The following is a 670-nucleotide window of genomic DNA, read 5'->3' on the forward strand; positions in this document are numbered from 1 at the left end:
GCTGCAGACGGTCCAGTTCGGCGCGCGCTACGACGACCGCAAGGCGTCCGAGGCCAACCGCAACCAATCGGCCTTCCTGGGCCGCAACCTGGCCTCGCTGGGTGCGGCGTATTCCTCCACCAATTCGAACTTCGGCACGGACATCTCGGATGTTCCGCGCTCGTGGGTGGAGCCGAACGCCTACTACATCCGCGACCATATCGACGAATGGCGCAAGATGTACAACGCGGCCGACGCGAACTTCCTGACGACGGACAAGCTGAGCCTGCAGAAGACGTTCGACGTCGATGAAAAAACGAAGAACCTGTTCGTGATGGGGAATACCCAGAACGAGCTGTTCGGCCATCGCCTGCGCGGCAATTTCGGCATGCGCTATGTGAAGGTCGATACCGACATGAGCTTCTACAAGGTTGATGCCACCACCAAGGCGGTCACGCCGTCCGGTGCCAACAAGTCGACCAGCAAGTTCCTGCCCAGCATGACGCTGATTTACGACCCATCCAAGGACGTCGTGGTGCGCTTTAACTATGGCCAGACCCTGCGCCGCCCGAACTTCGGTGATCTGAATCCCGTCCTGCAGCTCAGCGACGACGTGTCCAAGGTGGGTTATGGCTCGGGCAGCGGCGGCAACCCGGACCTGAAACCGACGCGCTCCACCAACCTCGACCTG

The 670-nt window shown here is 60.9% G+C and carries 1 protein-coding gene; it reads left to right on the plus strand.

Annotated elements, in window-relative coordinates; translation table 11 throughout:
• On the plus strand, window positions 1-670 hold a 670-nt coding region (locus ACUJB0_RS31720; RefSeq protein ID WP_444848733.1), incomplete at both ends, for a TonB-dependent receptor domain-containing protein.

Source organism: Duganella caerulea (genome assembly GCF_040362985.1).
Taxonomy (GTDB): domain Bacteria; phylum Pseudomonadota; class Gammaproteobacteria; order Burkholderiales; family Burkholderiaceae_D; genus Rugamonas; species Rugamonas vulcania.